10 protein-coding genes are annotated in these 13,288 nt (G+C 69.7%); 2 read left to right on the top strand and 8 right to left on the bottom strand.

Annotation, left to right across the window (positions count from 1 at the left end; genetic code table 11):
* The first annotated feature begins 40 nt into the window (after positions 1-40).
* Positions 41-3,328: a hypothetical protein gene (locus BLW47_RS18135; protein ID WP_139307351.1), complete on the top strand. Its 3,288-nt coding sequence runs from the start codon at positions 41-43 to the stop codon at positions 3,326-3,328.
* Positions 3,329-3,541: 213 nt separating this feature from the next.
* Here the strand turns inward: BLW47_RS18135 and BLW47_RS18130 are convergent, their stop codons facing one another.
* Positions 3,542-4,012: a rhodanese-like domain-containing protein gene (locus BLW47_RS18130; protein ID WP_425435413.1), complete on the bottom strand. Its 471-nt coding sequence runs from the start codon at positions 4,010-4,012 to the stop codon at positions 3,542-3,544.
* 59 nt (positions 4,013-4,071) lie between these two features.
* Here BLW47_RS18130 and BLW47_RS18125 point away from each other — a divergent pair, with 59 nt between their 5' ends.
* Positions 4,072-5,055, top strand: a complete 984-nt coding sequence (locus tag BLW47_RS18125; RefSeq protein ID WP_091558964.1) for a helix-turn-helix domain-containing protein — start codon at positions 4,072-4,074, stop codon at positions 5,053-5,055.
* A gap of 621 nt (positions 5,056-5,676) precedes the next feature.
* Here BLW47_RS18125 and BLW47_RS18120 read toward each other — a convergent pair.
* The 7 genes from BLW47_RS18120 to BLW47_RS18090 form a co-directional block, all read right to left on the bottom strand.
* On the bottom strand, positions 5,677-6,270 hold the full coding sequence (locus tag BLW47_RS18120; protein WP_245736733.1) for a lytic polysaccharide monooxygenase auxiliary activity family 9 protein: 594 nt from the start codon (positions 6,268-6,270) through the stop codon (positions 5,677-5,679).
* Positions 6,271-6,701: 431 nt separating this feature from the next.
* Positions 6,702-7,280, bottom strand: coding sequence for a hypothetical protein (locus BLW47_RS18115; RefSeq protein ID WP_091558963.1), 579 nt, complete (start codon positions 7,278-7,280; stop codon positions 6,702-6,704).
* Positions 7,281-7,764: 484 nt separating this feature from the next.
* Positions 7,765-8,310: a nucleotidyltransferase family protein gene (locus BLW47_RS18110; protein WP_091559348.1), complete on the bottom strand. Its 546-nt coding sequence runs from the start codon at positions 8,308-8,310 to the stop codon at positions 7,765-7,767.
* 34 nt (positions 8,311-8,344) lie between these two features.
* Positions 8,345-9,559 (bottom strand): XdhC family protein, encoded by a 1,215-nt coding sequence (locus BLW47_RS18105; protein ID WP_342709455.1) that lies wholly within the window; start codon positions 9,557-9,559, stop codon positions 8,345-8,347.
* The gene (locus BLW47_RS18100; RefSeq protein ID WP_091558959.1) at positions 9,504-11,765 is read right to left on the bottom strand and encodes a xanthine dehydrogenase family protein molybdopterin-binding subunit; all 2,262 of its coding nucleotides are present in this window, start codon (positions 11,763-11,765) and stop codon (positions 9,504-9,506) included. The genes BLW47_RS18105 and BLW47_RS18100 overlap by 56 nt, the downstream gene beginning before the upstream one ends.
* Positions 11,762-12,748, bottom strand: coding sequence for an FAD binding domain-containing protein (locus BLW47_RS18095; RefSeq protein ID WP_091558956.1), 987 nt, complete (start codon positions 12,746-12,748; stop codon positions 11,762-11,764). The genes BLW47_RS18100 and BLW47_RS18095 overlap by 4 nt, the downstream gene beginning before the upstream one ends.
* Positions 12,745-13,215 (bottom strand): 2Fe-2S iron-sulfur cluster-binding protein, encoded by a 471-nt coding sequence (locus tag BLW47_RS18090; protein ID WP_091558953.1) that lies wholly within the window; start codon positions 13,213-13,215, stop codon positions 12,745-12,747. Before BLW47_RS18090 ends, BLW47_RS18095 begins: the two co-directional genes overlap by 4 nt.
* Positions 13,216-13,288 lie beyond the last annotated feature (73 nt).

Here is a 13,288-nt window from a genome sequence, read left to right as displayed (position 1 = left end):
GGGAGGCCTGGCGAGGTCTTTGACGGGCACAATGACGCCCGTGCTGATCACCGCCGGCGAGCTGCTCGCCTCCCTCGAAGCGCTTCCGCATCCGCAGCGAATGCGGCGCCTGGCCGCGTCCGCGCCGGATCTCGCACCGGGTGTGCTGGCGGAGCTGGCGGAGGGTTCGGCGTACGAGCGTCGCCTTGCGGTCACCGCGGCGGCGGTAGTTGGCGACACCGGGGTCTTGACGGCGCTGCTGGGCTCGTCCGACGTGCCGGTACGGTCGGCCGCTCTGCGGTCGTTGCTGCGCCACGGTGCACCGCCGGTGCCGCTGTGGGGCCTTCTCGAAGACGCGCCGGCCGCCGGGCGGCGGCTGGTCTATCGGGTGCTGCGCGGCCGCGGACCGGCGGTTGAGGAGCAGGTCGGGCAGCTGCTCGCGCCAGTTCGGGAGCGCTTCGGCGACGCCGAGGCCGCCGTGCTGCTGCCATCGGCGGACTCGGAGACCGTCCGGCGGTGGCTGCCCGGCCTGGCCCATGCCGTGCGTGGCTGGTCCGTGCTCGCCGACCGGCACGGCGATGTCGTCCTGGGGTGGGCGGGCGCGGCGCTGGCCGGCGGGGACGCGACTGAGCGCGCCGAGTGGTGGGCGCGGCACGCCAGTACGGTGCTCCGTGCCGCGCCGGCGCATCCTGTCGCCGTCTTTGACCTGCTGGAGCGGTATGCCTCTGCCACTGCGCTGCCGGGCTTCCCGTACCGGTACGGTGCACTCGCCGCAGCCGATCAGGATCGCCTGTTGCGTCTGCTCGTCGCGCCTGGCCGCCGGTCCTGGCTGCGTCGTACCTGCCTGCCCGCAGGCTTGTTGCGTCGTCTGCGCGAGGCCGACCTCACCGAGCTGGCCCGCGCGTTGGGCAGCGGTCGGCTTGCCGCGCTGCTGCGGGCTGTGCCGCCCGCCCGGCGGGGCGCCTTGTACGACGCGGTCGTCTTCGATGCCTACGTCGATGTCGCCGAGCCCGATGCCGCACTGATGGACGTGTTGCCCCGTCGTTGGCAGGAGCGCGAGGCGCGGCGGATGCTGCGCCTGGACCACGTGCGCGGTGACGAGGCCGCCGTGCGCCGGTGGACGGCGTACTTGCCGTGGGCGGAGGCGCTGCCACCGCTGGTGGAGGCGACCCGGGCGGCCGACGCCATCGACCGGGCGACGGCGTACCGGCTGCTGACCGCGGCAGCGCGGCGCAGCGGCGATCCCGCCGCGGTGCGGCAATTGCTTGATCGGTTGCGGCGGCTGCGCAACGAGCAGGACCCGGTGCGCGCCGCGGCCCTGGAGGGTCTCGCCGACCTGGCGCCATTGATGACCGTCGACTCCGTGCCGGATCTGACGCTGCTCGCTGTCGACGCCGTGCAGGCGCGTGACACCTCGTCGGTGGCGCTGGGCTCGCTGGGGCGCCTCGCTGCGGCAGCGCTGCGTCACCACGTCGACCAGCCGGAGTTGATCCGCTGGGCGCTGGAGACAATCGACAGGCTCTTCGGCGGTCACCGGCTACCTGCGCTCGAACCCTTCGACCGCACGCTGCGCCGCGGGCAGGAGGCGCAGCTGTTCGCCCGGCTCCACAGCTGGCTCGAAGCCGGCATGGCCCGCGGCGACTTCGCCGCCCTGTTCGCGGTTACCCGGGCCCTCGGTCGCCGCGCCTGGAACCTGCCGCAATTGCAGGAGCTGCTGCGCCGTGGCATCGACCACGGGCAGGTGTCTTCGGTCGTGCGGCAGTGCGTCGAGCTGTGGCTCGATGACCCGCGCGGCCGCGACGAGCGGGCGGGTCACGTGCTCAGCGTGGACAGCTCCACCATCACGCTGCCGCAGGTCTGGCACACAATCTGCGCGCGGCGCACCGACCTGCTCGACCGGGTATTGATCGGTCGGGCCCCGACGGGAAAGTTTCTCGCCGACGGGGTTCGCTGGGTTCCGGGGTACCCGGCGCACGTCGACAGGTGGTTGCCCCGGCACCACCGGGCCTACGCCCGCCTGCTGGGTGCGGTCGCCGCCGACGCGGGTACGCCGACATGGCAGCGGGCGGCCGCAATCGCCGCGGCCGCCCGGGTGCCCGACCATGGTCGCGAGATCGTGCTGCGGTACATCGACTCGCCGAACGTCCCCCTCGCCGAGGCGGCGCTGGGCGCGCTGCCGTGGACGCGTGACCCGGACGAGACATTGCCGCTGCTGCTCAGGCACGCCGACACCGACCGGGCCCGGGTCGCGCTGTACGCCGCCGGCCGGGCGGCCCGCTTCGCCGCCCCGTCCCGGCTGCCTGCCCTGCTCGGCCCCGTCGCCCTGGGCCGCGGCAAGGTGACCAGCCGCAAGGAGGCATTGCGCCTGCTCGCCGCCTTCGGCCCCGCCGATGTCGACGAGCTGCTGCTGGCCGCCTGGCGCCAACCCGACCAGCACCGCGACGTACGCACCGCGGTGATCTCCGGCGCCCGGCGGTTTTTGCACCGCGGCGGGGCGTGGACGATCCTCGACGAGGCGGTACGCGGCGGCCGCGAGGACATGCTCGCCGTGCTGCGCGCCGCGCCGTACACCCTCGCTGAGCCGGACCGCGCCCGCTACGCCGGCCTCGTCGTCGCAGCCTGCCATGCCGCAGACCCGATCGCCGCCCGCGCCGGATACCGGCACCTGCCCGCTTGGCTGCGATGGACCCCCGACGTGACCGACCTACTCACGAGCGCCCTTACCGACCTCACTGACCACCAGGTATGGCCAGCCGTGCCGCCCGTGGTCACCGCCGTCCTGGACCACCCGGCCGGCGCGGCCACCCTCGACGCCGTCCTCACCGCTCTGGTCGCCGCCGACGACGCCGACACCACGCCCCACGGGCCGCCCCACGACCGCCCGGCACGCCGTCGCCTCGACACAGTCGTCACCGCCGCGACCGAGTGGGCGGCCCGCGCCACTCCCGACATCGACCGCACCGGAACACGGGCCGCCGCCCACCGCCTCGCCACACGTCCCGACTACGTCGCGCAGGCGGCCAAACTGCTGGCGGTGCTGCTGCGCCCCGACGTGCCGGAAACCGACCATCTGGGGGAACTCGCCGACCTGCTCGCCGACCGCCCCGTGCTGGCCGCCTCTCTCGGTGACCGGATCCGCAGCCCTCACCCCGGCGTCGTCCTCACCCGCGCCGCCACGTTGGTCCACCGCGCCGACGCCGCCGCCGGCCTGCTCGCGACGGCGATGGTAAAAGCCGGCGCGGAACACGCATGGACAGCGCCCTGGCGGGACCTCGTCACGGCCCTACGCCGCCACCCGGCAGCCGACGTCCGCGACGCCGCCAACGCCCTGCGGATGGTGACCACGTGACCGAGACGCACGAACCTTAGTGCGGAAACCAGCGGCGGAACCTCGCGCGATCAGCGGCATGTGAGTGCTTTTTGACCGGCGTGCGTAGACCGTCGGCATACTCCGGGCTCGCGTCCAGGTGTGTCACTGGACAGCCGTGCGCGCAGGCTTGATGCGTTCAGGCCGACGACCGGCTGTATCGATGCCTGCGGACTGGCCAGGTCAGCGCCCATGTCAGCAGGCGCATGCCGTCCCGGCGGCCGGTGCGGTGAGGTCGTCGACCGGGCGCACGATCAGGCCGTCGGCGGTCCGCACGGGGAGACCTTCACGAACCCAGTACTCGTACCCTCCGATCATCTCCTTGACCTGGAAACCGAGCCGGGCAAACTCGAGCGCCGCCCGGGTCGCGCCGTTGCACCCGGGTCCCCAGCAGTACGTGACAACGACAGCGTCGGCCGGCAGAAGCGCCGAGGCCCGGGCGGCGATCTCGGTGGTGGGCAGATGAACCGCGCCGGGCAGATGGCCCTGTCGCCATGCCTCGTGGCTGCGGGAGTCGACGACGACCAGACCGGCGACGTCGGCTTCCAGATCGGTGTGGACATCGGAGACATCGGCTTCGAAGGACAGGCGGGTGGCGAAATGGGTGGCGGCGCGGGCCGGATCGGCCGGCGGCACGGACAGTACAGCGGACATGACAACGATCATCGCGAGGAACGCAACGGCCGGATAGTGGCGTGAACGACACTGTTCGCTAAGATTCCGCCATGGGTACGCGTGTGCCGCGCCGGGTGCCGACCGTCTCCGTGCTGGCCTATGAGGGCATGTCGGTCTTCGAGACCGGCATTGTGACCGAGGTGTTCGGGCTGCCGCGGCCGGAGTTCGACGTGCCCTGGTACGAGTTGACGATCTGCGCACCTCGGCCGGGGCCGGTCCGGGTCATCGGTGGCGCCGCCCTGCACACGCCACACGGGCTCGACACCTTCGCCGAAGCGGAGACCGTCATCGTCCCCGGCGTTCCCGACGTGTCCGCCGCTCCCGACCCGGAGGTGATCGCGGCGCTGCGCCGGGCAGACGACCTCGGCGCGCGGATCGTGTCCATCTGCTCCGGTGCGTTCGCGCTCGCGGCGGCCGGCCTACTCGACGGCCGCCGCGCCACCACCCATTGGCGCTACGCCGACCTACTGCGCCGCCGGTATCCGCGGATCCAGGTCGACCCGAACGTCCTCTACATCGACGACCATGACGTGCTCACCAGTGCCGGCAGTGCGGCCGGCCTCGATCTGTGCGTCCACCTCGTCCGAAAGGACTTCGGCCCGGCTATCGCCAACGCTGTCGCCCGCCGGATGGTCATCCCACCGCACCGCGATGGCGGCCAGGCGCAGTTCATCGAAGCGCCGGTCACGGCGGACCCCGAAGACAACCGGGTCGCGCAGAGCATGGCCTGGGCGCTGACGCACCTCAACGAACCGATCACGGTGGAGATGCTGGCGGGCAAGGCACGTACCTCACCCCGGACATACCTGCGCCATTTCGCGCGCAGCACGGGCACCAGCCCCATCCGATGGCTCATCGCCCAGCGGATACAGGCCAGCCTCGCCCTGCTAGCCGACACCGACGACCCGATCGAGGAGATCGCAGCGGCCGTCGGATTCGACACCGCCGTGACATATCGCCACCACTTCCACCGTGCGATGCAGACGTCACCATCGGCATACCGCCGGTCGTTTCGCACCAACGCCATCGCCTGACAAAGGACCACCGTGTGGCCGTGCCGCCGCACACGGTCGACTCCACATTGATCGGGCGCGTCAGAACGCAGACGGACCGTACTACGTCGGCACGAGCTCGTACTTCCATCGGCAGTCGACGTCTGTCACCATCAGCCGATGGCAATGACCAGACCCATGATTGCCGGGGCTGTCGTCGCCCTTGCCGGGCACGGCCTCCCTTGCTGTCGGGGTCACGATTGCCGTGGCCATCGCTGGTGGCGGTGGCCCGAGTGCAGACCTGGATGCCGGCGGAAGGTTCGCAGCACTCGTCTTTAGCCTATTCACGTACGGCATCGCACAGCTGGTGTTGCTGGGCAGCTGTGTCGCGCTGTCCGGACGTCATCGATGGAAAGGTGCTCGGGCGGCAGTACGGACAGTGACAGCTCTCCGGCAGGGCCGGGTGTACCTGCTCGGCGGTAGATGAGGACGCCTTGGAACGGCTCCTCAGCTGTAGAAGTCCTCCAGGCTGGCGGGCCGTGGGCATTGGGTCGCTAGCTCAACTGGCTAGAGCATTCGACTGAGTAGCGACTACCGGAGCGATCCGGCCCAGGGCGCCAACGCCCTGGGCCGAAAGTAGCGCCCCGCTGTCGGTCTTGCCGATCAGACGATGTTGATGTCGCTGCACCACATGTAGGTCTGGTCCATGTGTGACGCCTTCCAGATCACGAACAGGACGTGGTTTCCGGTGCGTCCAGAGGTCGAGACGTTGAACGAGATGTTCTGTGCCGGCGCGTAGCGCCCGGTCGTCGTGATCAAGTCGAGGTTGCCCCACCCGACCCGCTGCGTGGTCGGGTTGAATCCCTGCTTGGTGACGTAGACCCGGAAGTAGTCAGCACCGTGGCTGGCCTGGTCGTACAGCTGGACCGTGAAGTTGCGGCTGACGGTGGTGCTCTTCCATGCTCCGGGCTGGTTCAGTGTGTCGTTCCTGGAGAGGGCGTTGCTGCACAGCTGGCCGTCCGGGGTGCGGGCTTGGTACTGGCCGGCGAGGCCGTCCCGCAGCGCGCTCATCCAGTTCCACATGGTGTCGGGGTTGGCCTGGAACGCGCGCCAGCACATGGGGTCTTGCTGTTGCATGGCTGGGTTCGTGTGTTGGCTGCCCCAGGTCTTCCAGCACTGGTAGGCGCGACTCGCCGGGTTGATGATGGTGCCGTGAGCCTGGGCTGCGCCGGTCCAGGTCAGCGTGCTGGCCAGCATGGCGAACAGCAGGGCGAGCGCTTGGAGGGACCGACGGACGGTTGACCGGGGTCGTCCGCCGGATTGATCGGACGTGTGTGAACGCACTGTTCATCCTCCGTTCTTCGGTACGAGAGACCACAATGGGAACGCTCCCAACCCACTGTTACATCTATGAACCTAAATATCAAGATTGATCTATCTATGCGGGGTGTGGATCGAGCTGACCGGGATCGCACTCGAGTGCCTCTCCCGGAACTGACCACGTCCGACCACTGGAACTGCCGGGCAGCCACCCACCGCACGGTGCGGCACGGGTCGCCGACCCGACGGCGGATCACCGACGGGTATGCGCATCGAAGGCGGCAGCCGCGACATCGCCGTACGGATCGCCCGCCACGGCATCCGCTGCGGTACGCGGACGGATCACAGCGCCCGACCGCCCGGCATGGTCAAAGCCCGGCTGCGACGTCGTACCGGCGGCGCTGGTCGGCCATTTCCGAGTCGGTCAGCGCCTCCTTGAGCGCCAAGTCCGCGTACTTGTCCGGGAACATCTCCCGGAGCCGATCAACGAACATGACGTCGGCGGTCGCCTCGACGACCTGGATGCCCGGAGGATCGGTGGACATGTCCATGATCACAGGTCCGGCCAGCTTGACCGCCACGTCCCAGGGGCGCTTCTGCTCGGCGATCCCGCAGAGGTGGAAGCCGTAGACCGTCCGCACGTCGGCGAGCGCGGTAACGTCGGCCGGCTCATAGCCGTAGACGCGGACCCCGCAGATCACTGCCGGCTTCTCCCCGGCGGTGGCCACCTGCTGGACACCGTGTCCGGCGTGGTTGTGCTGCCCCGGGTCCGCCTGTTCGAGCGTGGTACGCATCCGGGCCATAATCTGCGCTTGCAGATCCGCCGGCTCCGCCTTCGGCCGGGGCCGGTTGACCAGTACGGCCGCGCCGGCCGACACCAGCAGGATCACCGCCACCCACACCAGGCGGTTTCGGTACCACCCCGCGAAATTCTCTCGGGAAATCATGATCCCTTCTCACCTCATGGCCGGTTCTGGTGCACTGCCAGACCGAATCGGACGCCCACGGCGTGTCAGACGTCGAGCGTCGGCCGTCGGGGACACGTACCGGGGGATACGTACGGCGGGCGAGGATGCCGGCCCGGCAGAAAGCCCGTCGTCATCGAGATGGCCCGGCGTTGCGGCATGCGAGCGTCCGCCAAAGCGGCGCCCTGCCGGCACTGCGATGCTCCCGCGCTGACCGTTCCCAGCGCGGTTGCCCCCGCGCTGCGGCGATGCCAGCAATTCCACCACGCGACGATCCGCTCTGACAACATCGACGAGCATCAGCGCGAATCCGGGCCCGACCATCCGCTCGGCGCCGGGGGAGGCGGGTGGCCGTCCGTCGCCGCCGAGAGGTGCTGGACGGCGGATCCGGCCGAGGTGTCGCACCGTCCGCCTCGAAGCCACCGCGGGCACCGATCCTTCGCGTCCCTGTGCGGTGGCAGCCCGGTCAGGTGGGTGTGTCGAGGTCGGTGCCGTCGGCGATGTCTTCGCAGGGTACGTGCTTCACGAGATGGGGGTGGGCGTTGAGGTAGCGGCGGGCGCCGACGTCTGCGGTGGCCATGGCGGCTACGCCCGTCCAGTGATCGCGTCCGAGTAGGACCGGGTGTCCCGGTTGGCCGTGGTACGTGGCGACGGCCAGCGCTGCGGGGTGGCTGAGTACGCGGAGCCGTCGGATCGCGGCGGGGGTGATGGCGGGTGTGTCGACGAGTAGGACGGCGACTGCGTCGACGGGGGAGTCGGTCAGTGCGGCCAGCCCTGCCCGTAACGAGGAGCCGATGCCGGTGTCCCAGTTGGGGTTGTCGGTGATGGTCGCGCCGGTGAGGTTGGTGCTGGCCCGTACCTGGCTTGCCGCCGCGCCGAGCACGACGACGATCGGGTCGCATTCTGCCTCGCGCAGGGTGGCCAGGCCGCGTTCGACGAGGCGTTCCCCGTCGAGCAGGACAAGTGCTTTGGGCATCCCGTATCGGCGTCCTGCGCCGCCGGCCAACAGCAGCCCGGCGACTCCGGATCCGCTTGCGCTTGTGCGTCTAGGCGGGGTTTTCGCGGTGGATCCTTCCGCTGCGCAGCGACAGTCTGCTGCCGCTGCCACCCCGCCTGTTCGCGATGATCTCCGCGGCGATGCTGACCGCGGTTTCTTCAGAGGTACGAGCGCCGAGGTCGAGGCCGATGGGGGAGGCGAGCCGGGCCAGCTCCGCCTCGGTGAGCCCGGCCTCGCGCAGCCGGGCCATCCGGTGGTCGTGGGTGCGGCGCGATCCCATGGCGCCAACATAGGCCAGCGGAATCCGCAGGGCCACCTGAAGCACGGGCACGTCGAACTTCGGGTCGTGGGTCAGCACGCACACCACGGTCCGCTCGTCCAACTGGCCCGCCTGTGCCTGGGTGGCCAGGTAGCGGTGTGGCCAGGCGACGACAACCTCGTCGGCGTCGGGGAAACGGCGCTCGGTGGCGAACACGGGGCGGGCATCGCAGAGGGTGACCCGGTAGCCGAGGAAGGAGCCGACGCGGGCGAGGGCCGCGGCGAAGTCGATGGCGCCGAAGACAATCAGGCGTGGCGGGGCCGCGTAGCAGTCCACGAACAAGCTGAGCTCATCCCCGCCAGGTTGCCCGTCGTGCCCGTAGCGCAGCATCGCGCTGCGGTCGGCGGCGAGCAGCGCGCGGGTGTCGTCGGTGGCCGTGTCGTCGAGTCTGGTGCTGCCGAGCGAACCCGCGGTGCGGTCGGGCCAGACGATCAGGCGCCGGCCGGTCGGTGTGGATTCGGCGTGTACGCAGGTGACCACTGCGACGGGTTCCCCGTCGGCGATGGATGCCAGGACCTCGTCCAGCTCGGGGAAGCTGACGTGGTCGATGCGCTGGACGAAGACATCCAGGGTCCCGCCGCACGTCAGCCCGACCTCGAACGCGTCGGTGTCGGAGATTCCGTAGCGCCGCAGCACCGGCACCCCGCTGACGAGAACGTCTTGCGACAGTTGGTAAACCGCACCCTCGACGCAGCCGCCGGAGATGCTGCCGACGGCGGTGCCGTCCGGGCCGACCAGCATGCTCGACCCGGCCGGCTTGGGCGCTGAGTGCCAGGTCTCCACCACGGTCGCCACTGCCACGGCCTGACCGGCCTTGCGCCAACGACGTAGTTCGCCGGCTATCTCACGCATGGCGGTGGCCTCACCGAAATCCTTGCGCGGCGAGGTTTCACAGGAGCTTGTCGAGAGTGATCGGCAGGTCGACGACACGTTTGCCGGTGGCATGGCGGATGGCGTTGGCCACGGCCGCGGCTACGCCGGTGATGCCTACCTCGCCTATGCCGTGCATGCCCAGTGGTGTGGTGGGGTCTGGTTCGTTGAGCCAATCGACGTCGATGTGCGGGATGTCGGCGTGCACTGGCACGTGGTATTCCGACAGGCTCGGGTTCATGATGCGGCCGGTGCGGCCGTCGATGAGTGTCTGCTCCGACAGCGCCGCGCCGATGCCCATGATGATCCCGCCGCGTAGCTGGCTCGCCGCGGTGCGGGGGTTGATCACGGTGCCGACGTCGAAGACGCCGAGCCAGCGTGACACTCGTATTTCGCCGGTATCGGCGTTGACGCGGACTTCGCAGAACTGTGCTCCGGATGCGCCGGTCACCCAGCGGCGGCTGTCGATGGCCATGCGGGCGACGAAGCCCAGCATACTCGGTTTGAATGCCGCTTCCAGATGATCGCGGCCGGCCGCGGACAGGATTTCCGCGTAGGTCTGGCCGCCGTCGGGGTGGTGCAGGCCGCTGTCGCGGGCTTGCAGGTCTTCGAGTTTACGGCCGCGCAGGGGTGAGCCTGGTGCGCGGCGGGCCAGCGTGAGCAGCGATCTTTTGAGCATGGTACTGGCAGCGATGACGCCCGCGGCGACGCTTGCGGTTTGGACCGAGCCGATCGCGCCGGCGCTGGGCGGCAGGTCGGAGTCGCCGTATTCGACGTGCACGGACGCCAGGGGCACGCCCATTTCGTCGGCGACGATCTGTGCCTGGACGGTGGCGCTGCCCATGCCCATCTCGTGCATGCCGCAGCGCATCACGACCGTGCCGTCCGCGTGCAGCCGCAGGGTGACACTGGCGGGCATGCGCATCGACGGATGGTAGGCGGTGGCCACCCCCATGCCGACCAGCCACGGGCCGTCACGCCTCGCGCCGGCCCTCGGGTCGCGTTGGTGCCACCCGAAATTCTCAGCCCCTCGGGTGTACGCCTCGCGCAGCATCCGGTGGGTGAACCGTTGCCCGCCGGCGGGGTCGCGGTCGGGCTCGTTGAGCATCCGCAGCGCGATCGGGTCCATGCCCATGCGCCAGGCCAGCTCGTCGACCGCGGATTCCAGAGCAAAGGTGCCGATGGCCTCGCCGGGTGCCCGCATGAAGGTATTGCTCAGCAGATCGAGCTCGACGGAACGCTGACTCAGGTGAATATTCGGCACAGCATAGAGATGCCGCGACGCGGCGGTGATTGGCTCTGCCATGCCGCCCACCCGGCCGGTCCGCGAGACGCTGGTGTGGATCAGTGCGGTCAGTTTCCCTTGCGCGTCAGCGCCGAGCGCCACGCGTTGCGTGCTCGGGGTGCGCCCGCCGACGGTGTGATAGACGCCGGCGCGGGTCAGCGCCAGCCGCACCGGACGGCCGGTGGCCCGCGCGGCCATTGCGGCGATCAGGACACCTGGCCAGGCCCGTGACTTGCCGCCGAACGCGCCGCCGACGAACGGCGAGATAATCCTGACCGCCTCTTCGGGTATGCCGAACCGCTTCGCCAGATGTTTGCGTAGCCAAGGGATGTTTTGCGCGGGCTCGTGCAGGGTGAGCTGGTCGCCGTCCCATACCGCGGTCGTGGCATGCGGTTCGATCGCGTTGTGGTTGTGCGGCGGTGTGCTGAACTGCAGATCCACCGAGAACGGCGCGTCGGCCAGCGCCTGTGCCGCTTTTCCCTTGTCGGCCTTGGAAGGCATCAGGGGCATGCTTCTTTCGGGTACGGCGTTGGGCGCCTCGGCCGCGAAGTCCACCACGGCCGGTAGCTCCTCATAGGACAGATCTACCAGTGACGCCGCATGCCGCGCGGTCTCCCACGTCTCGGCCACCACGACCGCAACCGGCTGGCCGTTCCAGTGCACTTCGTCGGTGGCCAGATAGTTGACGGATGTGGCTGAGGCGACCGTGCTGAGGTCGAGCAGGCTCAGCTTGGGTGCGGGGATCATGGCGGGCGCGTTCTCGTGGGTGAGTACAGCGATGACATCCGGCACGGCGCAGGCCGCGGCGGTATCGATAGCGGCGATACGGCCACGGGCGATGGTGGCGTGCACGAGCGCGGCGTAGGCCATATCCGGGTAATGGTTCTCCGCCGCGAACCGGGCCTGGCCGCTGACCTTGGCTGGCCCGTCGAGCCGCTCGACCGGGCGGCCGACGTACGGGGCGGTGTCCGTCGTGGTCTCGGTCTGGATACTCATCGCCGCGTCCCTTCGTTGCTCAGCTCACGCAACGTCGCCACGATCGTGTTCGTGGCAAGCGCAACCTTGAACGCATTACCCGGCCGCACGGCCGCGCTGGCCAGCTCTGCCTGCGCCGCGCGGCGGAAGGCCGCCTCGTCGGCCGGGCCGCCGGCCAGAAGCTGTTCGGCCTGCCGGGCTCGCCACGGCTTCGGGGCGACTCCGCCGAGTGCCAGCCGGATATCCGTCACCGCCCCGTTTTCGATCTGCAAGCCTGCGGCGACCGAGACGAGAGCGAACGCGTAGGACGCCCGGTCGCGGACCTTGCGATAGGCCGAGTTGCCGGTGGCCGTCGGCAGTTCGACGGCGGTAATGAGGTCGCCGGGGGCAAGGTCGGTCTCGATGTGCGGTGTCTGGCCGGGAAGCCGGTGCAGCTCGGTGAGGGGTATGCGGCGGGTACCGCCGGTTCCGGTGACTTCGACGACGGCGTCCAGGGCGGTGAGCGCCACGCACATGTCGGAAGGATGCGCGGCGATGCAGTCGTCGCTGACGCCCAGGATCGCGCAACTGCGGTTGAACCCGTCCAGCGCGTCGCAGCCGCTGCCCGGATCTCGTTTGTTGCAGGCCGACGCCTCGTCGTAGAAGTAGGGGCAACGGGTGCGCTGCAACAGGTTGCCGCCCACGGTGGCCATGTTGCGCAGCTGACCGGAGGCACCGGACAGCAGCGCCTGCGACAGCACCGGGTAACGGGCTCGCACCCGCCGATCGGCGGCGAGATCGCTGTTGCGTACCAGTGCCCCGATCCGCAGCCCACCGTTGGGCAGATCGTCCACTGCCGACAGTGGCAGGCCGGTTACGTCCACGACGGTGTCGGGCTGCTCGATGCCCTCACGCATCAGATCCACCAGGTTGGTGCCACCGCCGAGGAACTTCGCGCCCGGCGCCGCGCCCGCCGCCACAGCGGCCCCGATGTCGACTGGTTTGACGTAGGCGAACGGTTTCATCGCGCGTCACTTCCGGCCACATCCATGATCGCGCCGACGATCCCGTTGTACGCGCCGCAGCGGCACACGTTTCCGCTCATGCGCTCCCGGATCTCGGCCTCGCCCAGCCCGCCCGAATCGGTGACAGCGCTTGGCATCCCGGCCTCGTACTCGGAAAGCATGCCGATCGCCGAGCAGATCTGCCCCGGGGTGCAGTAGCCGCACTGGAACCCGTCGTGGCGCACGAACGCCTCCTGCAGCGGGTGGTCCACACCCTCGATCGTGGTGATCTGGCAGCCGTCGTACTGGATCGCCAACGCCAGGCATGCGTTGATCCGCCTGCCATCGGCCAGTACCGTGCACGCGCCGCAGGCGCCTTGGTCGCAGCCCTTCTTCGGGCCGGTGACCCCGAGCCGTTCGCGTAGCGCGTCGAGCAGGCTGACCCGGGGCTCGATTTCGAGCGACTTCGCCGAGCCGTTGACGTTCATCCGTATCAAGGTCACTCGATTCCTCCCACAACCCGGCACGCTAACAGGACGCCGTCCCCTTAACAAGAGAACA

The sequence above is a fragment of the Micromonospora pattaloongensis genome (assembly GCF_900107255.1).
Lineage (GTDB): Bacteria > Actinomycetota > Actinomycetes > Mycobacteriales > Micromonosporaceae > Micromonospora_I > Micromonospora_I pattaloongensis.
The sequence above is the reverse complement of the archived record's forward strand: the minus strand, read 5'-3'. Positions and strand labels throughout refer to the sequence as shown.